Below are 20,658 nucleotides of genomic sequence, written 5' to 3'. Positions count from 1 at the left end.
AGCCTTACAGATTTTCGCCAGGACGCCCCTCAAGCCCAAGACGCCTCTCAAGTAAGGATCGATAAGTCCTGCTCACGCGAAGTCGTCCTCCATGTTTCGTTGTTGCCTCAAATTCACCGTGAGATAGAGGTTCCAGCTGCACAATGCTTTCAATGTTGACAACGGCCGAACGATGCACTCGTACAAAGCGGCGCGGATCAAGTTTGAGAAGCATCGACGACAAGGAGTGCCGGTGAAGGAATTCTTTACCACCGGCATGCAGGGTCACATACGCTCCCGCCGCTTCGATCCAATCGATTTGAGTTGCCTTCAGGAAGCGTGTGATCCCGTCTGATTTGATGGCCACTCGATCCTGATACCCTTCTATTCCCGGAAGAGCCGCCATCGCTCGGATGAGGCTTTGGCCGAACGCCTGGATTTGCATCTGTTGAAGACGCTGCTTGGCGCGGGATAGCATAACCTGCATCCGGTCATCACTGAACGGTTTCAGGATGTAATCCAACGCGTTCGCTTCAAAAGCGTGAACAGCGTGTTCATCGAAGGCCGTCACGAACACAGTGAGCGGCATCATTTCACAGCCGACGACCTCGACGACCCCGAGCCCGTCCAGTCCAGGCATCTGGATGTCCAGAAGGACTAAATCAGGCTTCTCTTCCTGGATCAGTCGAACTGCCTCTTCTCCGTTGTCTGCCTCATAGATCTCGCTTACTTCGACATCCTTTGCGAAGAGGTCTTTGAGTCGAAGACGGGCAGGAGCCTCATCGTCGACGATCAACGCTCGGATACTAGCTGGCGAAGTATTCACCGGGCTCCTCCGTTGTTCGCCACGGCAGTGCAATCGAAACCACGGTTCCCCCGGAAGCGCGGGGCGAGATTTCGAAGCGGCTGCTGGAATCGGGATATCGCGCCGCTAGACGTTCTCGAGTCAGGCGCAAGCCGATTCCGGAATCCTCTTCCATCGACCAGCCGGGAGCAAGCCCGACTCCGTCGTCCTCAACCTGCAGCACCAGCTGCTCATCGAGCCTGTGTGCCGAGACCTGCAATAGGCCGCCCTGCAGCTTGGAAGACAGCCCATGCCGGATAGCGTTTTCGACAAGCGGTTGCAGGACCAGGCTTGGTACGAATGCGTTGGCAGCATCAGCAGCAACGTCAAATTCGATCCGAAGCCTGTCTCCGAAGCGGATCTTCTGCAGTGCCAGGTACCGGTCGGTGAATGCGAGCTCGTCGCGCAGTCGAATGGACTGCTTCCCGTGCGAATCGAGAGACAGGCGAAGCAGATCACCAAGCTGTTCAATCATTGTTCTTGCAAGCTTGGGATCGCGCTCGACCTGAGAGGAAACGGCGTTAAGGGTATTGAACAGGAAGTGAGGATCAAGCTGCGTTCTGAGGGCATACAAGCGCGCTTCACTCGCTGTTCGTTCTGATCGTTCCAGCCGGAGTTCCGCCGTGATGTATCTGCGCTGGTAGGAATATGCCTGCCATGTGCCGACAATCATGCAATAGACAAGCATGCTCCAGAAAATATCCCGACCCGCTTCCACCAGAACCGATCGCCCAGCCAATCGAGACCAGCCTTCAAGTCCCATCGCGCAGTGCATGATGGATAGGAGATAACCATAGACGACAGTGAAGATCGGGCCGATAACCAGGTGCGTGGCGAAGCGCTTGCCGACTTGACTTGCCGAAAACGGAAGGGCACGGTCCACTGCAATGATTGCCGGAGCTAAGAGACCCCATGACCACCACTGCGCGAGAGCCGAGGCTATGGTCTTGACCACGTTTGCACTTCGTCCCAGAAGGGGTACCGCGAAAACAAGACCTACTGCCGTCCAGAAAGCAAAGGCAAGCGCGGCGCGCCGTACCAGCCCATCGCGCTCATGTGTGCCTTCGCTGCGTGCTTCAGGCATTCTGACCTCCCTGATAGGATTTCTCATTCGGCCTGAAGCCGTCCACTCGGCAGAGAATCTGGGGCGTGTGATTGGTAGCAAGGTCATCAGGACTGACCGGCTCGCATCGCAATAAGTCCCGCTCAATGTTTCCATAGTCCAGTTCGAGACAAACTTCACAATCGCGCATAAAAAGCCTCTATGTTGAGTCTGGCAGGGCAGTCAGCGCGTAAGTGTTGCGCTCCCATTGTTGCTGCAGGACAGGAGACTCGACATGAAATCAGTACGGTTTGCCCTCTATGCATGGTTGCTTTGGACTGCGGCTGTGTCTTTTGCCCAAAGCTCAGTAAACCAGGCGGCTGAAGCGCAGAGCACTGCGCCCTCTGCACAGGCGACAACAGAGATTGAGCAACTGATGGGGAATTTCCATCAGGCTGTGGCGTCCCACGACGGCGCACGTGTGTCGTCGATGTTCGTTGACGAAGGTAGTACTTGGTTCAATGTTCTGTCTGACGCAGCATACGCGCGCCTTCGCGCCAGGAACCCTGCAGTATTGAAGGTTCGGCACTCAAGCTTCCAGGAGTTCGCGAAGTTTGTTTCGAGTTCACACGCCACGCTGGATCCTCAACACAGTAACGTTCAGATCCACACGGATGGCACGATTGCTTCGGTGTACTTCAACTTTGTATTCACCATCGACGGGAAACCGGAGAATCAGGGAAGCGAGACGTGGCAGATGATCAAAGCGAGTGACGGCTGGAAGATCGCAGCAATTACCTATTCGTCAAATCCAAATGTGTCAGAACGCTAGAACCGCATCGGTACCCCTCGTAAGCCGCTGAAAAAAACAAACACAGGGGAGGGTATCCTCCGGCTAAGACTGAGCGCGGCTGCGAATGGAATCGAGAAAGGAGAGAATCCGGCGGAGCGCCTCCTGCCCATCCGGGCCGTCCAGGTTGAATTGGTATTCATGGCGGAGAGAGGGATGATGGTCCGCCGGGAAGAAGAGCGGATCAATCAGGACGCCAAGCTCGGACAGCCGATGGGCAAACGCAACCGCCTGAGGCGCGAGCGGATCGCCATGTCCACTCGAGATAAATGTGGGAGGGAAAGCCTCGGTCACATGGTTCGTCACTGACATTTGCCGGAACCGCTTATCCGCGCGGAAGTTCTTCGTCCCTGAATACTCCCACGCCACAGCCCTTAGAAACCATCCATAGACGCCCTCGAAATCGAGCGATGGCGGATCATAGACCCCGGAAACCAGTAGCATCGCGGCTAGCCGCTTCGCCTCGATCTGAGGTGAAATCCCGACCATACTTGAATAGACAGGATCTGTAGTGATGAGCGCCACCTGACTGGCAATCTGCGCTCCAGCCGAATCGCCTGCAAGAATGATCGTTGCCGGATCGATCCTTAGGTCAGCCGCATTGCGGATAACAAAGCCGAGTGCCGTATTCACTTGTTCCACAGGCTTGGGATAAGTGCTGCCGTGGCCCCTCGAATACTCCACCGCAGCCACCGTGAAGCCGTGCGCGGCGAGCACCTTCATGTAGTTCGCCACGCCTTCCTTGCTTCCGGCGACGAATCCTCCGCCGTGCACCCAGACGATAGCAGGCTGCGTGTCGCGTGTGTTCTGGGAGTAGTAGAGGTCCAGGATCTCATCCTGCCCCTTGCCATAGGCGATATTGCGCCGAGTGATGATTCCCGCCGGAACGTGCTTCTCAAGGGCCGCTTCAGAAGTTCGGTCTCCAATCCAGAACACCAGCCGGACTATGGAGACCGCCGGCCAGGGGGAGAACTCGGAGGCAGAGACGCCCGCAATCACCAGGATCAGAAGAATCCGCACCACCCAGACGACGAATCGCTTCATGACGACTTTCTTTCACCGTCCAGATCAGGCTGCGTTCAACTCCTTCAAAATGAATGCATAGTCCATCGCGATCTCTTTCAGATAATCGTAGCGGCCGGAGGCTCCGCCATGGCCTGCAGTCATATTAGTGTGGAGCAGCAGGGGATTCGCATCTGTCTTGAGAGTGCGCAGCCTGGCCACGTACTTCGCTGGCTCCCAATACATTACCTGGCTATCGTAGAGCGAGGTCTTGACCAGCATTGCCGGATAAGCCCCTGCCTTCAGGTTGTCATAGGGCGAATAGCTCAGCATGTATGTAAAGGCCTCCGCCTCATTCGGATTGCCCCATTCCTCGTACTCGGGAACGGTAAGCGGAAGCGAAGCGTCGAGCATCGTGTTCATCACATCGACGAAGGGAACATGGGAGATGACGGCACGGAAGAGGTCAGGACGCAGATTAGTGACAGCGCCCATCAGCAATCCGCCGGCGCTGCCCCCTTCAATGGCGATGCGGCTTGGGTCGCCATAGCCGTTGGCCGTAAGGTGCTCCACGGTGGCGATGAAATCGGTGAAAGTGTTGCGCTTCTGCATCAGCCGTCCGGCATCGTGCCAGGGCTTGCCTAAATCGCCGCCTCCACGAATGTGTGCATAGGCGATGATGAAGCCGCGGTCGAGCAGGCTGAGCCGGTTGCTGTTGAATCCGACAGGGAGCGAGTAGCCATAAGACCCATATCCATAGACATAAAGCGGATTCTTGCCACGCTCAAATCTATCTTTGCGGTAGACGATGGAAACCGGCACCCTCACTCCATCGGGAGCCGCAGCAAAAATGCGCTCAGAGGAGTAAAGCGCACGGTCAAAGCCGCCGGGGACTTCAAGTTGCTTGAGCAGCGTCGATTCGCCGATAGTCACATCGTATTCATAGACCGAGCTGGGTGTGACCAGTGATTGATATGCATAACGGAATGCCGTCGTCTCGAAGATGCGATTGACGTGCGGATGTGCACTGTAGACAGGCTCGGGGAAGGCGATTTCCTGCGGAGGCAGGGCCTCAAGTCCATCTCCTCGGAAGCGCCAGACCTGCAAATGTTGAAGGCCGTTGATGCGCTTGCAAGCTACATAAAATCCGGCAAATAAATCGAAATCCTCAAGCATGACTTCAGGGTGATGGGGAAGCAGCTCATCCCAGTTTTCCACAGCAGGATTCCCGACAGGCGCAGTTACAAGGCGGAAATTGCGCCCGGTGTCATTCGAGCGGATGAACCAGAGGCCATTGCGGTGATCGACGTAGTACTCGATGTTGTCACGGCGCGGAGCGATGAGGTGAAATTCGCCTCCTGGAGCATCGGCGGAGAGGAAGCGCGCCTCGCTGGTGGTGTGGCTCGATGACTCAAGGATGATGTACTTGCGGTCGCGTGTGCGGCCTGCTCCGATGTTGAAGCGCTCATCAGTCTCTTCGTAGACCAGAAGGTCCTGCTCATGCGGAGTGCCGAGCACATGGCGGTAAAGCTGGTGCTGCCGCTTCTGCTCTTCGTCTTCGACGGTATAGAAGAGCGTCTTATTGTCAGCCGCCCAGACGACGGAACCGACACGCTCTACACGTTCAGAAAGCACTTCGTTAGTGCGGAGGTCTTTGACCTGGAGGGTGTACTGGCGGAAGCCCTTGTTGTCCACCGAGTAGGCGAGCAGGTTGCTGTCATCGGAGACGCTCATGGCGCCGACAGCCATGAAGCTTTCGCTTTCGGCGAGTTTGTTGACGTCGAGAATGATGGTCTCGGGAGCATCGAGTGAACCCTGCTTGCGACAGTGAATAGGGTACTGCAGGCCCTCTTCGGTGCGGGTGTAGTACCAGTAGTCGCCATACTGAAAGGGGACGGAAACATCGGTCTCCTTGATGTGGCTGAGCATCTCGCGGTAGAGCTTTTCCTGCAGGTCCGCGGTCGACTCCGTGATGGCGGAGGTGTAGTCATTTTCTGCCTTGAGGTAGGCGAGGGTTTCGGGGCTCTCCTTGTCGCGCAGCCAGCCGTAGTCGTCAATGAGGGTGTGGCCGTGGAGAGTGGTTTCCTTGCGCTCGGCACGCGCGCGGGGAGGCGTGATTTGGGTTGCGGTGCTCATACATATTCAGAATAGCTGCGCTGAGCGGTGAAGGGCCAATATGAGCAAGACTGAATGGCAGATGGAAGAGAGCTTTTTAGCTCTCTTCCATCTTGATATCAGCTGGCACGTATGACAGAACGGATCACGGGAAGCCCGCTGACCGAGGCCTTCAACTTTTCATCTCTGCTGATGACAGCGACCAGGCTGCGCGTGATCTCATCATCGGCTTCTGCGCCCTGCCGGAGACTGACGGGGTAACGCACCACAGCCTCGAGCCCGGTGCCGGTGAGCTGCAGTTGAGCTGAGGGCTTTAGCGGGTTGAAGGGAAGCTCATAGCGGCGCTCGATGGCATTGTGCTGACGGTCAAGAGATTGCTGGTATTTCTCGTACGTCTTGCTGACAACCTCAAGCATGCCCTTTTCGACAAGGTCATAGTCTCCCGAGGGCACGAGCGTCACTGCCACCTCGTGCCAGGTAAATGCAGTGCCCGGCACCTGGCGGAACATAGGCGAGGTGGGCTGGAAGAGGACGGAATTGGAGAAGGCAACGATGCGGCCCGTGGGCTGGAGATCGGCGCCGGCTCCGGCGAGCTCGAGAAGGTAGAAGCGTACAAAGCTTACGTCGATGACGTCGCCGGTGACTCCGGCGATGCTGATGCGGTCGCCGACGCGGATGCCGTAGCGGCCGATAAGGAAGAAGTATGCGGCGACGGAGAGCAGAATAGTCTGCAGGCCGACAGCGACGCCGGCAGTGATGAATCCGGCGAAGGTGGCAAGCGAACTGAATTCGTTAACGACGCTGAAGAGCAGGATGAGGCCGATCACGAAGCCGACGACGAAGCGGCGCACGAGAAGAAACTGTCGCCGGCGCCGGGCGTCAGTGACGTAGCGGAAGATCATCTTCTTCCAGAGATTTGATATCAGCAGAAGAGCGCCGAGCACGGCAAGAATGGTGACGACGGTGTAGAGAATCGAGCGCAGGACAGAGCCATATTGGCCGGCGATGGAGGCGCGCCAGTCAGAGAGAGTTGCCTGGCTTTCTTCAAGGGCGGCGGTTTCCTGGCTCAGGGGAATCTCGATGGCAGCGAGCGCGTCAAACTTTGCCGCGAGAGCATCGAAGTCCTGCTTGGAGGGCAAGGGCTTTCCAGGTTGCGGATTGTCGGCGGCGCTTGCCAGCGCGCGTCCCTGTTGTGCGGTTTGACGCACGGCATTGCGCAGCGGCTCACGCAGATTGTAGACGAGGTTGTGCAGGTCGGTTGTTTCCTGCGAAAGGACATCGATCTCGTGCAGACTCATCGACTGGTCGTAGAGGCGGCGAAGTTTTCCGACCAGCCCGGTCGAGGTCGCAGGTTGTGCGGTCTGTGCAGAGGCCTTGGCCTTTGCGTTGGCATCGAACACTTCCGGAACGGAGCCTTTGAGCTGCGCTACGCTGGCGGAAAATCCATTCGGCGCTGGTTGATTGTTCTGCGCGGGCTGCGGAGCTTTTTTGTTTGCTTTCTGATTCGTGATGGCCTGGTTGCTGGTCTGCGTGAGCTGCGTCAGCGAATTCACCATAGACATGCCGAGATCAAGTTCGCCCTGCAATCGGTCTCTTTGGTCGGTCAGCGCCTGCACCTTGGCTTTTGGTGTGGATGCGATCTGGGCATTCAACTGGCCGATCTGTGTCTGCAGGGCAGCATTATGCGCCTGCGTGTCGGTAAGATACTTCTGCAGGGTGCTGCTGCTTGTCGATGAAGTAGAGCCTGTATCTTCATTCGGAAGAAGCGGCGCAGCTTTCTCGGCGGAATTGAAGGCGGCCGTGACTACTTTTGCCGCAATTGACTCAGCATTCGCCTGATAGACCGCGTCGGTGGGCAGGCCCGCGGGCTCAACCTGTGTTTTGACGTTCCTGTACCAGGTAATGACTGAGTTCAGGTGGTGCAGGATGTCGTCATCGGTAATGAGCTGTTGTTTCTGTTGCTGGTTCTGCTGAGCAAGAACCACTACTGCCAGCGGCATAGCCGCGAATACAGCGAAGAGCGCAAAGAGCCGCAAATACATGGGGGATTTGAATCGCATCATCTTCTCTAAATTTTAGATTCTAGGACGTTCTGCCTGTTTATTTTTAGGATGTTCCGTGCCCTGGAAAAATCTGCATGGGCTGAGACTTCTTTTTCCGTCATTCAGGCTTCTTAGTTGGATGGCATCTATGAAAAATACAACAAGAATAAAAATAGTTGCAGTTTTGAGCGGAATTGTCATGCTGGCTGCTGGTTGCTCGTCGAGCAAGACAGCGCCGACAAAAGAAAATTTTCAGGCTGCGCTGAATGCCTACTATGCAACGCGCACGGACTGTTTATTTGCGAACGCACCGAGTTTTCCCTATGAGGTCAGCCCCGGCCCCGATGCAAAGGATGAGAAGACGCGCATGGACGCGCTGATGAACGCGCAGATGCTTAAACGCGAAGCTGCTCCGGGCATCAATGTTTATATTTATTCTCTGACTCCGGCGGGGCAAAGAGCCAGCACGAGGTTCTGCTATGGACATCGCCAGATCACCAGCATCGACAGCTTCACGCCGCCCGCGAAAGCCAATGGATTTCTTGAGACACAAGTGACGTACCACTACACGATGACAGAAGTCCCGGTCTGGGCGAAGACCCCGGAACTCCAGAGCGCCTTTCCAGATATGGCAAAGGCGCTTTCAGGGAATGCGACGGGGCAGATCACGCTGGCGAATGCTGGCGTGGGCTGGCAGGTACCTGGATAGATTTTTGTTCACGCCCGCAGCAGTAGCTGATCCTGAGCAGAGAAAATTCGACGCGTCACGAGATGGCTGCTTACGAAGCAGGTGAGTGCGGCGGCGGAGAAGATCGTCGTGAGCACTACGAACTGATAGAGCGCTGCGTAGAGCGGTGATGCTCCGGAGAGCACCATTCCGGCCATGATGCCGGGAATCCAGACGATGCCAAGCGAGCGGATGTTGTCGACCGATGGGATGAGGCTGGCGCGAAAGGCCGCGCGCAGGTAGGGAAGCAGCGCTGTTTCGGACGCTGCGCCGAGCGCAAGCGCGGATTCGATTTCTCCTACATGTGCTGTGATTTCGCCGCGCAGGCGATCAAGAAAGAGTGATTGTGTGTTCATGGTGTTGGCAATGACCATGCTGCCAACCGGAACGAGCATCGTAATCCTGAGCGGGATAACTCCGAAGACGATCATGACGGCAAGCACGGCGCCTGCTCCGGCGCAGATGGAGTAGAGCGCAAGCTGAAAGGCGCGGGGAATCTTTTTGGCGCGCTTGCGTACGATGCTGGCAGCTGCGAGCAGCATGGCGGCAAGCACCAGTACGGATGTCCACTGTGGGCCGCGCAGCATGAACGCAAGAATGGCTCCTACGGCGACGATCTGTACGATGCCGCGCAGCTCCGCAAGTGGCAATTCGCTTAACAATCCCGGAGCGCGCTTACGCGCAAACAACATGACGGCGAGGGCGAGCAACGCGGTCACGACGCATTCTGCGATACCGAGCGCCAGTTGAGAATGGAAGAAATAGTTAAGCACGCAGCACCTCCTGCACGGAGCCGTAGGCTTTCGTATGGCCGGCTTCGATAGCGAGCACCTTGTCGGCCATAGTTCGCGCCTGCTCCATGCTGTGCGTGACCCAGACGCAGGTGAGATGCCGCTGGCGCACCAGTGATTCGAGCAGTGTCTCGACGCCGCGGCGCGCTGTCTCATCAAGTGCTGAGGTAGGCTCGTCGAGGAGCAGAATCTCAGGTTCGTTGGCGAGCGCGCGGGTGATGGCAACGCGCTGTGCTTCTCCTCCGGAGAGCGTGAGCGCATCGCGGCTTTCATATCCGGAAAGGCCAACCTGGGTGAGGAGACCTTCTATTTCTTCCTGAGTAATTGCCTGTTGATGCTGCTTTGGGCCGTAAGCGACATTCTCCGCTACTGTTCCCGGAAAAAGATAAGCGCGCTGCATCACCATTCCGATGCGGCGGCGCAGCTCGCACGGAGACAACATTTTTGTGTCGGTTCCATGCAGCAGGACTGTGCCGCTGGTGGGCTCATCGAGCCGGTTCAAAAGGCGCAGCAGCGTGCTCTTTCCGGAGCCGCTGAGACCGGTGACGGCAAGCACCTCTCCACGGTCGAGCGTGAAGCTGATGTCAGAAAGCAAAACACGCGATTCGGGCGGAGGGAGAGTGCGGCCGAGTTGTCGGCATTCGAGCATGCTGCTTTGGTGAGTATTCCATATAGCAGGGAAAGGCGGAGCACTGCTTTTTATCCATCATGTCGTTTCAAGATGTGGGCCCGCATTTGCTTACTGGAAATAGGTCAGCAGGACGAAGAGGAAAATCCAGAAGGCGCCCATGGTGTGCCAGTACCAGGCGGTACAATCGACGGCAATCTGGCGCATTTCAACGCGCCGCAGCAGGAAGAGAGCGCAGAGCGCTCCGGCAAGAGCGAAGATGCCGAGCGCAAGGTGGGCGCCGTGTGTGGCAGTAATCAGGTAGAAGAAATGACTGTTCTGGTTGGTGGCAAAGAACTGTCCTTGCGACGCGAGCTGCTGCCAGGCAATCCACTGCCCGGCAAGAAAAAGCGCGCCGAGTACGGCGGTTCCGATGAGCCAGGGAGCTGCGCGGCGGACGGCGGGGCGGCCGAGACCGAGCCACTCTTCCATCACGTCGATTTCATGAAACAGATGCCGGCGGGCCATCTCGATGGTTGCGCTGCTGATGAGCAGGATCGCGGTGTTGATCCAGAGAATGGGAGGAACGGCCAGCGGGTGCCAGTCGGAAACATAGTTGTCGCGCGGGTCGAAATGTCCGGCACTCTGGCGGACGTAGAAAGCGCTTACTAGGGCGATGAAGAACATGAGGTCGCCGGCAAGCGCGAAGAAGAGCCCGAGGCGGTAGCGGTTGAGCAGCTCGCGCGGGCCGCGTCGTCCCTGGGAATGGTTGTCCCAGTTGTCATCGCCTCCGCCGCCGCCAGTGGGCCGTCGGTCGAGCGGTGGCTTGCCCCCAATTCCAGTGTCTTTCCGTTCGATATCAGTCGTGGAACGGGTGAAGGTCGCGGGCATGACGCAATTTACCTCCGCCTACAGCTTACTCCTGTTTTTGTTTGACGGCACACTGCATTCTAGGTCTCAGTGAATTTCCATCAAAACTGTAGCTGTAGGGCTCGTTGTGCACTTGAACGCCTGATAGGTCAGATGCCCATTCGAGCGTCGTAGCCTGCCAGGGATTTTCTCCCGCGGGAGCACCGCTGCGCGCGCTCCAGATGAGGTTGATGAGGAAAAGCAACTGTGCCCCGGATAGAAAGAAAGCCGAGTGGCTGATACCGGTCTGCAAAGGCACAAGCGACGTCAGAGCAGAAGTGCTGCCCGTCAGCTGAGCATAGTGGCGCGGCATTCCGGCGAGTCCGGCGAAGTGCATGGGAAAAAAGGTTCCATAAGCACCCAGGAGTGAGAGCCAGAAATGCCACTTGCCCAGGCGTTCGTTCATGAGGCGGCCTGTCATCAGCGGGAACCAGTAGTGGACCGCGGCGAAGAGGGCGAAGACCCCGGCCATAGCCATGATGAGATGGAAGTGCGCGACCACGAAATAAGTGTTGTGCAGATAGGCGTCAAGCACAGGCTGGGCAAGGATGGGGCCGGTGAGCCCTCCGGCGATGAAGAAGGAGAGAAAGCCTAGTGTGAAGAGCATCGGGGTGGGCAGCGGATGCACGCGAGTCGATCGCCCGAGCACAAGCGTGCCCAGCCATCCCAGAACTGTCCCGGAGCTGGGGACAGCGATGGCCATGGTCATGAGTCCAAAGGCGGTGCCGGCGTAGGGGTTCATGCCGCTGACAAACATGTGATGCCCCCAGACCATAAGGCCGAAGAGGCCGATCATCAGAGTCGTGGCCACCATGAAGCGGTAGCTTATAGGCGGGCGGCGCGCGAAGTTGGAGATGAGGCTGGTAGCAAGTCCCATGGCCGGCAGGACAGCGATGTAGACCTCGGGGTGCCCAAAAAACCAGAAGAGATGCAGCCAGAGCATCGGCGATCCGTTGGCGTGCGGATGGGTAGAGTCATAGAGCGCTCCGTTGATCACTTCACCGGTAGGAATGAAGAATCCAGTGCCGAAATGGCGGTCGCTGAGCAGCAGAACCACAGCGGCAATGAGCACACTGAAGGCAAAGAGCATCAGCACCGCCGTCACCAGCCATGACCATGCGGTGAGCGGCATGCGCATCAGCGTCATTCCTGTGCAACGTCTGGTCACGACGGTCGTCAGCTGGCAGACGGCGTGAAGCAGGGAAGCAATGCAAAAGATGCCGATGCTCACGAGCCAGAGATCCATGCCCGTAGCCTGGCCGGGCCCGGCGGAGGCAATCCCGCTGAGCGGCGGATAGTGTGTCCAGCCGGAGATAGGTGCTCCGCCAGGAACGAAGAATGCCGCAAGCAGCACAGCCAGAGATAATGCAGTGAGCCAGAACGACAATGCATTCAGGCGCGGCAAGGCCATACTCTCTGCGCCGATCTGCGCGGGAAGAATGAGGCTGGCGAAGCCATTCACCGGAGCCGAAGTGAGCACGAAGAAAACCATGAGCGTGCCGTGCATGGTCACCAGCGCGAGGTAGCCTTCCGGAGGAACCGCGCCGAAGCCCGGCAGCTTGAGGTCGGGCGCGATGATGTGAATGCGCATGAAGATCGACAGCAGCGTGCCCGTGATCACCGCGCACAGAGCGAGCAAAAGATAGTTGATGCCAATGCTGCGGTGGTCGGTGGAGAAAGGACGATAGCGCATCATGATCCTGTGCCTTTCCGCGAGTGAGCGGCCAGCCATTGTTCGTACTCGGCCTCCGAGACAACGCGCAGGTGTGCCTGCATGCGTGCGTGGCCTGATCCGCAGACCTGCGAGCAGAGGATGGGGTAATCGCCCGCGACCGCTGGCGTGAAGTGAATATGCATCTCCATGCCGGGGACAGCGTTCTGCTTGATGCGCATGCCGGGGATGAAGAATCCGTGGATCACGTCGATGGAGCGGATGCCGAGATCAACTTCGCGGCCGGCGGGCAGGACGAGGATGCTGGAAACGATGTCGTCCCTGCTGTGCGGGTCAGTGCGATCGAGGCCCAGTGGATTTCCTGCAGGGGCATTGACTAATTCAGGACGGGTGATGCCGAAGGCGGCGTCTGCTCCCGGATAGCGGAAGTACCACTGGAACTGGACTCCGATGACTTCGACCTGCAGAGCTGTTGGCGATGATCCCTGAAAGCGGATGGCGGCCCAGAGGCGCTGGGCGGCGATCGCCAGTCCTGCGTAGAGGGCGATGAGAGCGAGCAGGGGAAGGATTTCGAATTTCCAGATCGCGGTTTTGCTGCTGCGAGCGGCATTCCAATATAGGTTGTCATCCTGGGCGGAAACCGCAGTCGAAGGACCTGCTTTTTGCCCCAGCTGAGGATGCCTCTTCGATCGCAGGAACGCAAGCACCAGCACAATATGCGCGAGCACAAACAGCAGTCCTAATGCAACGAGGTTGAACTGCATCAGGCGGTCAATGGCTGGGCCGTACAGCGCGCCATCGGGAGGCATCCACGACACGCGGCCTTCGATCAGAAGCGCTGCATGGAGGCCGTGGAGCGGGTGCATAGTTTGATTGTCGCTCAGGCGTGCTGCTTCTGCTGTTCTCTGACCAGATCGAGGAAGAGTTGATGGACGCGGCGGTCCGAAGAAAGCTCGGGATGAAAGGTGGCTGCAAGAAGATGCTGCTGGCGCACGAGGACAGGGAAGCCGTCGCGCTCGGCCAGAATTTCGACTTCGGGGCCGGTTTTTACGATACGCGGCGCGCGGATGTAGACCATCTCAAGCGGACCGCCGGGGAGCCTGGTTTCCGCGGTGTGGATGGAGCTGTCGATTTGGCGACCATAGGAGTTGCGCTCGACGGTAGCGTCGAGAACAGCCAAGCTCTCCTGCGATGGGTTGCGGACTTCTTTTGCCAGCAGGATGCATCCGGCGCAGGTGCCGAAGGTCGGCTTCTGCCTGACGAAGGACTGCAGCGCTTCAAGGAAGCCGTCACGCGCGAGGAACTTCAGAAATGTTGTTGATTCTCCACCAGGGATGATGAGGCCGTCAATATTTGCGAGCTCCTCGGGCTTGCGGATGAGAACAGCTTCCGCTCCAGCCTCGCGCAGGGCTTCAGCGTGGGCGGCGTAGTCGCCTTGAATGGCTAGGACGCCGATACGAAGAGGTGATAGTCCTTCTGATTGCGCGTTCATTCCCCTGTTTTCTTCCTTCTTGCATCTTCCTCTAACAATCGCTGTATGAGTTCGGGGCCAGCAAAGAATGTAGTCTTTTGCAGTGCTGCCAGTGCAGCAGGCAGGTCCAGCAGGTTATTCCGGCTGGCTTGTGCAAGAACGCCCAGTGTGCCTCTTACAGCGATGTTCCGCCGGGATGCTTCGATTCGCGCTGCCGCATCATCAACGATCAGATAGTCTGCATGAACCTTGTGCGACAAGGCAATGGCTTCCTGTTCTCCTGGATCAAGATGAATCAGCGATGGATCGTTTTCAGTCGGGCATGCAACGATTTCGAGCCATTGGGGAGGGCGGTTTATCCAGGCGCGTACCTCAGCGGAGGCTTTATCGCGCCCAAGCTCTTCCGCAACTTTTTCAGGAACCAGCACGCGCCCATAGAGGTGAGACAGAACTTCTATGTAGCCAAGCACAACCAAATAATTGATGGGTGAAGTATCAGCAACAACGATCATGCTGTGCGCTTGTCTTGATCCTGATTGATCCCTGCTAAATCCTGTTCCAGATCATCCATGGAGTAGTTCAAAGAAACTCCGTGCTCCTTGAGAAAGGCATGGACTTCCATTCTTGTTTCGAATCCCAGCAGCCGCCGCACCTGGCTTTCCGTCAGGCTTCTTGTGCGGTATCCCTCAAGAGCCAGCGCTTCGAGTGCAGCGCGAGAGAGGTCGGAATATTGGGCCTGTAGAACAGATCCGACATCGTCCGGAAGCTGTAATTCAATATGCATGTTCATCGTGCAGGCTTTCTGCTACCAGCCTCTTGTTTGCAGCAGCTGCTCCTGTTCGAGCATGGAGACGGCCAGTCCCTTCATCGTTCCGGTGACCTGCTCGGAGGCTTCGGCGACAATCTTCGGGTCGTTGTAATGCGTTGTGGCGATGACAATGGCGCGGGCGCGGGAGACGGCTTCGGCGCGTTCTGCTGTGTCATGTTCCACATCAAGCGGAGTGGCGCGCTCCTTCATGAAGATTCCCGAGCCGACGAAGACAGTCTCGGCTCCAAGCTGCATCATCAGCGCTGCGTCAGCCGGAGTGGCGATGCCGCCGGCTGAGAAATTCGGCACCGGCAGCTTGCCGGCCTTTGCGACCATGCGGACCAGCTCATAAGGGGCGCGATGTTCCTTGGCGGCGACGTAAAGCTCGTCGTCAGAGAGAACGGTGAGCGCGCGCATCTCGCGGACAATCTGGCGCATGTGCTTGACGGCGTGGACGACATCCCCGGTGCCTGCCTCGCCTTTCGTCCGGATCATGGCTGCGCCTTCAGCAATGCGGCGCAAGGCTTCGCCCAGGTCGCGCGCGCCGCAGACGAACGGCGTGGTGAACGCGTGCTTATCGATGTGGTGAGCTTCATCGGCGGGAGTGAGGACTTCGGACTCGTCGATGAAGTCGACGCCGATGTCCTGCAGCACCTGCGCTTCGACGAAGTGGCCTATACGGGCCTTGGCCATCACAGGGATGGAGACGGCGCCCATGATTTCCTTGATGAGCTTGGGATTCGCCATGCGCGCAACGCCGCCTTCAGCGCGGATCATGGCAGGAACACGCTCGAGCGCCATGACGGAGACGGCGCCCGCTTCTTCGGCGATGCGGGCCTGCTCGACGTTCATGACGTCCATAATGACGCCGCCCTTCAGCATCTCGGCCAGGCCTACCTTGAGGCGAAGACTGGTCGAAGATGGTGTGCCGTTGTTCTGATGCAGGTCTGCCATGATGTCCCTCTTGCTTGCGCGCTGATAAATTTCTTTTGAACTATTAGTTTATACCGTTTTCCGCGTTGCAGGAGTCGTCTGCGCAGGCGCAGTTTTTGCAGAAGGTGTGGTTGTAGAGATGAGCCAGAATCATCAGGCAGCTTCCGGTCATAGTGACGGCGATTTCGGCAAGATGCGAAGGCAGGCGGTCTCCCCACCATGCTCCGGCAAAGATCAGTGCAAGGCCGGCGATCATCAGCGACAGAACGCGGGCGCGGCGATGGCGGCGGTATCCGTTGATGATGGCAAAGCCGCCGAGAGCAGCAACTGCTACAGCCAATGTCCGGTGGAACCTTTCTTCTGAAGGCAGGAAGTGTGCCCATACCGCCGCCGAGGAAAGGACGATTGGCGTCAGAATGCAATGGACGAAGCAGGCCGCAGAAAGGATGATGCCAAGGCGGTCGGCGCGGGCGGAGAGCGGGTCACGGTTTCTGGACATAAGGCTATAGACTACCTTACAAATTGTGCCAGCTTTGCCCGGTCGATGGTGATGAACAGCGCCTTGCCTCGAGCGAGTACTGTTCCTGCGGCATTTGCGATGGCGGCTTCGCAATGATTTTTGCGGCCTTCATGCGACATGCGCTGAGCCGTAAGCGTGAGCGGCTGCTGCAGAGGCACAGGCCTGAGATACTCCACCTGCATCTCGCGCGTCATGGCCGTGATGTCATGAAGGCGGTTGGCCTTGCTCATGGCTTCATCGAGCAGCGTGGCGATAATGCCGCCATGCGCATAGCCCGGAGGGCCCTCAAAGCGGCGAGCCAGGCGCACCTGGCAGACGATCTGCTGCTTTTCATCCACGAAGAATTTGAGACGCAAGCCGGATTTGTTGGCTGTTCCGCAGCCGAAGCAGCGGTTCAAGGCTTCATGCGCAAGTGGAATGAGGTCTTTCCCACTCATGCCTGCTGCAGGGCTCCGAGAAAGATGTCCCGATCGACGTTGCTTCCGGTCAGAACGAAGCCGACGCGTTTGCCTGCAAGCGCATTGCGCTCTTTGAACAGGCCTGCGAGCGCTGCTGCGGCTGCGCCTTCGGCGATGTTGTGCGTGTCCTCGTAAAGCGCCTGCATGGCGGCAGCAATTTCCTGCTCGCTGACTTCGGCGATGTGATCGACATTCGCAAGGATTACTTCCAGTGCCTCGGGCACGGGCACACGGCACGAGAGGCCATCGGCGAGGCGTGAATTTGCAGCGTGCGGGATGGCTTTCTTTTCACGGAAGGAAAGTGCGTAAGCGGGAGCGCCTGCGGCAACCACGCCGACGATCTTCGTCTTCAGCCCGAGAGCATTGCGGACGGCGGTGACTCCGCAGATGGAAGAGCCGAGGCCGATCGGGACGTAAATCGCATCGAGCTCAGGAATCTGGCTCAACATTTCGTAGGCATAGGTCGCCGTTCCATGCACCAGCAATGGATGGAAGGAAGGAACGAAGTGCAGGCCCTGTGCTTCGGCGAGCGACATGGCATGTTCGAGCGATGCCTGGAAGTCTTCGCCGTGTTCGATGAGCTCCGCGCCCAGAGCGCGCATGGCGCGGTTTTTCGAGAGGCTGTTTCCGTGAGGCACAACGATGATGGATTTGAGGCCGGCGCGGGTTGCGGCAAGCGCTACGCCTTGCCCGTGATTGCCGCGTGTGGCGGCAATGACTCCTGTGACGGACGGCTGGTTTTTCCTGAGCCAGTCTGTATACAACACTGCTCCGCGCAGCTTGAATGCGCCAACGGGAGAGTGGTTCTCATGCTTCACCCATACTTCAGCTCCGGCGCGCTCGCTCAGCAGCGGCCATGAGTACTGCGGGGTAGGCGGCATGACCGTGCGCACGGTTTCGGCCGCCAGACGGATTTCGTCAAGAGTGGGGAGCTGCATGACCTGTAGATGTGTCGTCATAGTTTTTGATTCGTCAATAATAGAAAGGACGCAGCAAGGATATCGCCTATCGACAACGATATAATCAGGGAAGTTATGGCGGATTTCCAAATTCTGGGCGCGCCGCAGGCAACGGCTGCAGTGGCGTGTTCGAAAACCTTCTATCTTGAAACCTTTGGCTGTCAGATGAATGCGCATGACTCGGAGAAAGTCATCGGTACTCTTGTGCAGCAGGGCTACCGCCAGGTGGAAGCAGAAGAGGATGCCGACCTGATCCTCTACAACACCTGCTCCATCCGCGACAAAGCGGAGCAGAAGGTCTTCAATCGCCTGAACGACTACAAGAAGCTGACCGCGCAAGGCAAGCGCTTCGGCGTGCTCGGATGCGTAGCCCAACAGGAAGGCGAGCGTATCTTCGAGCGCGCGCCTTATGTTTCGCTGGTTGCCGGGTCGGCTTCGTATCGCAAACTGCCGGAAATGCTGGTGCGGCTGGAACTTGGCGATACGAAAATCACCGGGCTCGATGATCGCAAGACTGAAGAAACCTTCGATACGGAGTTCACTGTCCGCTCGAATCCGCATCGCGGCTACATCACCATTATTGAAGGCTGCGACAAGTTCTGCGCTTACTGCGTTGTTCCCTACACGAGGGGCAAGGAGCGCAGCCGGACTTCCATATCCGTTTTGGCTGAAGCGCAGCATATGGCAGATCGCGGATATACCGAAATCCAGCTGCTCGGGCAGAATGTGAATTCGTATCGCGATCCGGAAGGGAAGAAATCATTTGCTGAGCTTCTTGCCGCCGTTGGTGAGATTCCGGGTATCCGCCGTGTGCGCTTTACTACTTCGCATCCACGCGACTTTACCCGCGACATTGTAGAGGCGATCGATGCGGTGCCGTCGCTCTGCGACCATGTGCACCTGCCGGTGCAGAGCGGCTCATCGAACGTGCTGAAACTGATGCAGCGCGAATATACGCGCGAGTGGTATCTCGAACGCATCTCATGGATCAAGGCAGCGAAACGCCACATCAGCATGACTACGGACATCATTATCGGTTTTCCGGGTGAGATGCCGGAAGATTTCGAGCAGACCATCACTCTGCTCGGTGAAGTCCAGTACGACGGCGTATTTGCTTTCAAGTACTCGCCTCGTCCGAATACTCCGGCGCTGGCGATGCCTGATTCGATTCCCGATGAAGTGAAATCACAACGCCTTCAGATTTTGCTCGACCGTCAGCGCGAGACGCAGAGAGTGAATTACGGCAAACATATAGGGCAGATTCTTGAAGTGATGGTCGAGGGATACAATCAGGCACGTGGACAGGTGATCGGACGAACATCGCAAAATAAGACGTTGAACTTCACTGCCAGCCAGCCTATTCTGCCAGCGACAGGCAGCTATCTGCCGGTGCTGGTGACGAAGAGTTTCCCGAACAGCCTGGTAGGCGAAGCCGTCGCATAAAGGGGAAGCCACATGGAAATCGAGATGAAAATCCGGGGCCTGATGGTCGACCCAGCGACGAATGCGCCCATCGTCATTCTCAAAGACATTCAGGGGGACACGGTGCTGCCCATCTGGGTGGGCCTTTATGAGGCAAATGCCATCGCTCTTGAGGTCGAGAAGGCCACGACGCCGCGCCCGATGACGCATGATCTTCTCAAGAATGTCGTCCAGGGCCTGAACGCGAATGTCCAGCGTGTTGTGGTGACAGAACTTAAAGACGATACCTTCTATGCAGTGCTGTGGCTCGACCAGGAGGGTGAGACCGTGACAATCGATTGCCGTCCTTCCGACGCTCTTGCGCTCGCGCTGCGCGCCGACTGCCCGATCTATGTCAACGAGGAGGTGCTGCGCGTGGCCAAGGTCATTCCCAACCCCGCCGATCAGGCAACGCAGGAAGAGCTGCGCCGCTGGCTGGAAAACCTCAACGACGAAGACCTGGGCCGCTACAAGATGTAGCGGACGAACGCGCTCTTCGAGTCCAACGAAATTCTGTTCATGAGGCTTGCTGGATGTCTGCGACCATCTCGATTTGTATTCCCTGCTACAAGTCTGAGCGCTACATACGCACCACGATCGAATCAGTCCTGGCGCAGACCGTACCCGCCGACGAACTTCTGATATCCGATGACAATTCTCCGGACAGAAGCTTTGAAATTGTTTCGGAGTATCGGGGGATTCCGCGTGTTCGCATCATCCGGCCGGCGCACCGGATCAGTATCGGAGAGCACTATCGCTTTCTCCTGGAGAACGCGAGAACAGACTATGTCTGCTTTCTCTCTTCCGATGATGCCCTTATGCCTTCCTATGTGAAGACCATGCGCCGGGAGTTAGAAGCGGGTATCGGCTTGATCTCTGCGGCCAGCCTCGAATGCAACGAAAGACTGGTTCCCATGCGAGCCAGGGGCATCGCCCAGCCGAAGCATGTTTTGCAGCCGCCCGAAGGTTACAGGTATTTCACCCGGGGCAATGTGTATATCATCAGCACTACGCTTTTTTCCCGCGAGATACTTTTACAGGCGCCTGTTCTCCCTCGCGAAGGCGATCTGGCGACTGACTGGTATTGGGCTCTGATGGCAGGAGTCAGAGGCAAGGCTAAATTTGTGCGCAAGCCCCTGGGCTACTATCGCGTCCATGGCTCTAACGCTGGATATAGTAATGAGGATAAGTGGCGCAGTGCGACGGAAGTGGTACGGAGTTTTGTCAAAACACATCTCGATGCAGAGCTGAGCTCATTACTGGACCGACAGGTAATGGAGAATCCGGAGAGTGCGGGGGAGACTTCTTCTGCTTTTATTAGAACGAAATTCAAGAATTCCGCAAAGACATTGCTTTCACTCCGCTACCGTCTCCTGCCGGAAGTTATCCTGAAAGCTGAGCAGGGCATCGGCATGGCCATTGAGCAGGCCTCGTTAAAATACCAGTAGCCCGTATTTGCCGTCGCCTT

Annotated in this window: 22 protein-coding genes; 5 read left to right on the top strand and 17 right to left on the bottom strand. The window is 57.4% G+C overall.

The features are described from left to right. Nucleotides 1–4: 4 nt before the first annotated feature. Nucleotides 5–805, bottom strand: coding sequence for a LytR/AlgR family response regulator transcription factor (locus AC5S16_RS02775; protein ID WP_493928479.1), 801 nt, complete (start codon nt 803–805; stop codon nt 5–7). Then, entirely contained in the window at nt 786–1,907 is a 1,122-nt protein-coding gene (locus AC5S16_RS02770; RefSeq protein ID WP_493928478.1) for a sensor histidine kinase, read from the bottom strand. The genes AC5S16_RS02775 and AC5S16_RS02770 overlap by 20 nt, the downstream gene beginning before the upstream one ends. A 253-nt stretch (nt 1,908–2,160) precedes the next feature. Between AC5S16_RS02770 and AC5S16_RS02765 the strand changes: the two genes are divergently transcribed. After that, a complete protein-coding gene (locus AC5S16_RS02765; RefSeq protein ID WP_493928477.1) occupies nt 2,161–2,697 on the top strand; it encodes a Cif family virulence factor in 537 nt (178 codons plus the stop codon). A gap of 63 nt (nt 2,698–2,760) precedes the next feature. Here the strand turns inward: AC5S16_RS02765 and AC5S16_RS02760 are convergent, their stop codons facing one another. The 3 genes from AC5S16_RS02760 to AC5S16_RS02750 form a co-directional block, all read right to left on the bottom strand. Beyond that, nucleotides 2,761–3,759: an alpha/beta hydrolase gene (locus AC5S16_RS02760; protein WP_493928476.1), complete on the bottom strand. Its 999-nt coding sequence runs from the start codon at nt 3,757–3,759 to the stop codon at nt 2,761–2,763. Between the two features lie 24 nt (nt 3,760–3,783). After that, nucleotides 3,784–5,853, bottom strand: a complete 2,070-nt coding sequence (locus AC5S16_RS02755; RefSeq protein WP_493928475.1) for a S9 family peptidase — start codon at nt 5,851–5,853, stop codon at nt 3,784–3,786. A gap of 98 nt (nt 5,854–5,951) precedes the next feature. Continuing rightward, a complete protein-coding gene (locus AC5S16_RS02750) occupies nt 5,952–7,895 on the bottom strand; it encodes a mechanosensitive ion channel family protein (protein ID WP_493928474.1) in 1,944 nt (647 codons plus the stop codon). A gap of 178 nt (nt 7,896–8,073) precedes the next feature. On the opposite strand from AC5S16_RS02750, the gene AC5S16_RS02745 reads away from it, so the two are divergent. Continuing rightward, complete coding sequence (locus AC5S16_RS02745) at nt 8,074–8,583, top strand: hypothetical protein (protein WP_493928473.1); 510 nt, start codon at nt 8,074–8,076, stop codon at nt 8,581–8,583. A gap of 8 nt (nt 8,584–8,591) precedes the next feature. On the opposite strand, the gene AC5S16_RS02740 is transcribed toward AC5S16_RS02745, so the two are convergent. The 12 genes from AC5S16_RS02740 to AC5S16_RS02685 all read right to left on the bottom strand — a co-directional run bounded on the left by AC5S16_RS02740 (nt 8,592) and on the right by AC5S16_RS02685 (nt 17,729). Then, nucleotides 8,592–9,374: an ABC transporter permease gene (locus AC5S16_RS02740; protein WP_493928472.1), complete on the bottom strand. Its 783-nt coding sequence runs from the start codon at nt 9,372–9,374 to the stop codon at nt 8,592–8,594. Continuing rightward, nucleotides 9,367–10,041 carry an ABC transporter ATP-binding protein gene (locus AC5S16_RS02735; protein WP_493928471.1) on the bottom strand — a complete coding sequence of 225 codons (675 nt, stop codon included), beginning with the start codon at nt 10,039–10,041 and terminating at the stop codon, nt 9,367–9,369. The genes AC5S16_RS02740 and AC5S16_RS02735 overlap by 8 nt, the downstream gene beginning before the upstream one ends. A gap of 90 nt (nt 10,042–10,131) precedes the next feature. Further along, nucleotides 10,132–10,890, bottom strand: a complete 759-nt coding sequence (locus AC5S16_RS02730; protein ID WP_493928470.1) for a cytochrome c oxidase subunit 3 — start codon at nt 10,888–10,890, stop codon at nt 10,132–10,134. A 25-nt stretch (nt 10,891–10,915) separates the two neighbouring features. After that, nucleotides 10,916–12,640, bottom strand: coding sequence for a cytochrome c oxidase subunit I (locus tag AC5S16_RS02725; RefSeq protein ID WP_493928469.1), 1,725 nt, complete (start codon nt 12,638–12,640; stop codon nt 10,916–10,918). Then, complete coding sequence (locus AC5S16_RS02720; RefSeq protein WP_493928468.1) at nt 12,601–13,446, bottom strand: cytochrome c oxidase subunit II; 846 nt, start codon at nt 13,444–13,446, stop codon at nt 12,601–12,603. The genes AC5S16_RS02725 and AC5S16_RS02720 overlap by 40 nt, the downstream gene beginning before the upstream one ends. A gap of 14 nt (nt 13,447–13,460) precedes the next feature. Continuing rightward, entirely contained in the window at nt 13,461–14,072 is a 612-nt protein-coding gene (pdxT, locus tag AC5S16_RS02715; protein ID WP_493928467.1) for a pyridoxal 5'-phosphate synthase glutaminase subunit PdxT, read from the bottom strand. Beyond that, nucleotides 14,069–14,563 carry a PIN domain-containing protein gene (locus AC5S16_RS02710; RefSeq protein WP_493928466.1) on the bottom strand — a complete coding sequence of 165 codons (495 nt, stop codon included), beginning with the start codon at nt 14,561–14,563 and terminating at the stop codon, nt 14,069–14,071. The genes pdxT and AC5S16_RS02710 overlap by 4 nt, the downstream gene beginning before the upstream one ends. Beyond that, nucleotides 14,560–14,841, bottom strand: coding sequence for a UPF0175 family protein (locus tag AC5S16_RS02705; RefSeq protein WP_493928465.1), 282 nt, complete (start codon nt 14,839–14,841; stop codon nt 14,560–14,562). Before AC5S16_RS02705 ends, AC5S16_RS02710 begins: the two co-directional genes overlap by 4 nt. A gap of 15 nt (nt 14,842–14,856) precedes the next feature. Then, nucleotides 14,857–15,813, bottom strand: a complete 957-nt coding sequence (gene pdxS / locus AC5S16_RS02700) for a pyridoxal 5'-phosphate synthase lyase subunit PdxS (protein WP_493928464.1) — start codon at nt 15,811–15,813, stop codon at nt 14,857–14,859. 43 nt (nt 15,814–15,856) lie between these two features. Next, nucleotides 15,857–16,291, bottom strand: a complete 435-nt coding sequence (locus AC5S16_RS02695) for a MerC domain-containing protein (RefSeq protein WP_493928463.1) — start codon at nt 16,289–16,291, stop codon at nt 15,857–15,859. Between the two features lie 11 nt (nt 16,292–16,302). Next, nucleotides 16,303–16,749: a PaaI family thioesterase gene (locus AC5S16_RS02690; protein WP_493928462.1), complete on the bottom strand. Its 447-nt coding sequence runs from the start codon at nt 16,747–16,749 to the stop codon at nt 16,303–16,305. Beyond that, a complete protein-coding gene (locus tag AC5S16_RS02685; RefSeq protein WP_493928461.1) occupies nt 16,746–17,729 on the bottom strand; it encodes a threonine dehydratase in 984 nt (327 codons plus the stop codon). The genes AC5S16_RS02690 and AC5S16_RS02685 overlap by 4 nt, the downstream gene beginning before the upstream one ends. 75 nt (nt 17,730–17,804) lie before the next feature. Here AC5S16_RS02685 and miaB point away from each other — a divergent pair, with 75 nt between their 5' ends. The 3 genes from miaB to AC5S16_RS02670 are packed head-to-tail and all read left to right on the top strand — an operon-like array spanning nt 17,805 to nt 20,638. After that, a complete protein-coding gene (gene miaB, locus AC5S16_RS02680) occupies nt 17,805–19,172 on the top strand; it encodes a tRNA (N6-isopentenyl adenosine(37)-C2)-methylthiotransferase MiaB (protein WP_493928460.1) in 1,368 nt (455 codons plus the stop codon). 12 nt (nt 19,173–19,184) lie between these two features. Then, nucleotides 19,185–19,670 carry a bifunctional nuclease family protein gene (locus AC5S16_RS02675; RefSeq protein ID WP_493928459.1) on the top strand — a complete coding sequence of 162 codons (486 nt, stop codon included), beginning with the start codon at nt 19,185–19,187 and terminating at the stop codon, nt 19,668–19,670. Between the two features lie 53 nt (nt 19,671–19,723). Continuing rightward, a complete protein-coding gene (locus AC5S16_RS02670) occupies nt 19,724–20,638 on the top strand; it encodes a glycosyltransferase family 2 protein (RefSeq protein WP_493928458.1) in 915 nt (304 codons plus the stop codon). The last annotated feature ends 20 nt before the right edge of the window (nt 20,639–20,658 follow it).

The sequence above is a fragment of the Acidobacterium sp. FHG110202_01 genome, from assembly GCF_059115305.1.
The sequence above is the reverse complement of the archived record's forward strand: the minus strand, read 5'-3'. Positions and strand labels throughout refer to the sequence as shown.

Coding starts and splice junctions, on each gene's coding strand:
- AC5S16_RS02745 (WP_493928473.1), top strand. CDS start 8,074: ATGCTGGCTGCTGGTTGCTCGTCGAGCAAGACAGCGCCGACAAAAGAA.
- AC5S16_RS02730 (WP_493928470.1), bottom strand. CDS start 10,890: ATGCCCGCGACCTTCACCCGTTCCACGACTGATATCGAACGGAAAGAC.
- AC5S16_RS02750 (WP_493928474.1), bottom strand. CDS start 7,895: ATGATGCGATTCAAATCCCCCATGTATTTGCGGCTCTTTGCGCTCTTC.
- AC5S16_RS02760 (WP_493928476.1), bottom strand. CDS start 3,759: ATGAAGCGATTCGTCGTCTGGGTGGTGCGGATTCTTCTGATCCTGGTG.
- AC5S16_RS02690 (WP_493928462.1), bottom strand. CDS start 16,749: ATGAGTGGGAAAGACCTCATTCCACTTGCGCATGAAGCCTTGAACCGC.
- AC5S16_RS02695 (WP_493928463.1), bottom strand. CDS start 16,291: ATGTCCAGAAACCGTGACCCGCTCTCCGCCCGCGCCGACCGCCTTGGC.
- pdxT (WP_493928467.1), bottom strand. CDS start 14,072: ATGAACGCGCAATCAGAAGGACTATCACCTCTTCGTATCGGCGTCCTA.
- miaB (WP_493928460.1), top strand. CDS start 17,805: ATGGCGGATTTCCAAATTCTGGGCGCGCCGCAGGCAACGGCTGCAGTG.
- AC5S16_RS02675 (WP_493928459.1), top strand. CDS start 19,185: ATGGAAATCGAGATGAAAATCCGGGGCCTGATGGTCGACCCAGCGACG.
- AC5S16_RS02770 (WP_493928478.1), bottom strand. CDS start 1,907: ATGCCTGAAGCACGCAGCGAAGGCACACATGAGCGCGATGGGCTGGTA.
- AC5S16_RS02765 (WP_493928477.1), top strand. CDS start 2,161: ATGAAATCAGTACGGTTTGCCCTCTATGCATGGTTGCTTTGGACTGCG.
- AC5S16_RS02735 (WP_493928471.1), bottom strand. CDS start 10,041: ATGCTCGAATGCCGACAACTCGGCCGCACTCTCCCTCCGCCCGAATCG.
- AC5S16_RS02755 (WP_493928475.1), bottom strand. CDS start 5,853: ATGAGCACCGCAACCCAAATCACGCCTCCCCGCGCGCGTGCCGAGCGC.
- AC5S16_RS02685 (WP_493928461.1), bottom strand. CDS start 17,729: ATGACGACACATCTACAGGTCATGCAGCTCCCCACTCTTGACGAAATC.
- AC5S16_RS02725 (WP_493928469.1), bottom strand. CDS start 12,640: ATGGCTGGCCGCTCACTCGCGGAAAGGCACAGGATCATGATGCGCTAT.
- AC5S16_RS02710 (WP_493928466.1), bottom strand. CDS start 14,563: ATGATCGTTGTTGCTGATACTTCACCCATCAATTATTTGGTTGTGCTT.
- AC5S16_RS02720 (WP_493928468.1), bottom strand. CDS start 13,446: ATGCACCCGCTCCACGGCCTCCATGCAGCGCTTCTGATCGAAGGCCGC.
- pdxS (WP_493928464.1), bottom strand. CDS start 15,813: ATGGCAGACCTGCATCAGAACAACGGCACACCATCTTCGACCAGTCTT.
- AC5S16_RS02670 (WP_493928458.1), top strand. CDS start 19,724: ATGTCTGCGACCATCTCGATTTGTATTCCCTGCTACAAGTCTGAGCGC.
- AC5S16_RS02705 (WP_493928465.1), bottom strand. CDS start 14,841: ATGAACATGCATATTGAATTACAGCTTCCGGACGATGTCGGATCTGTT.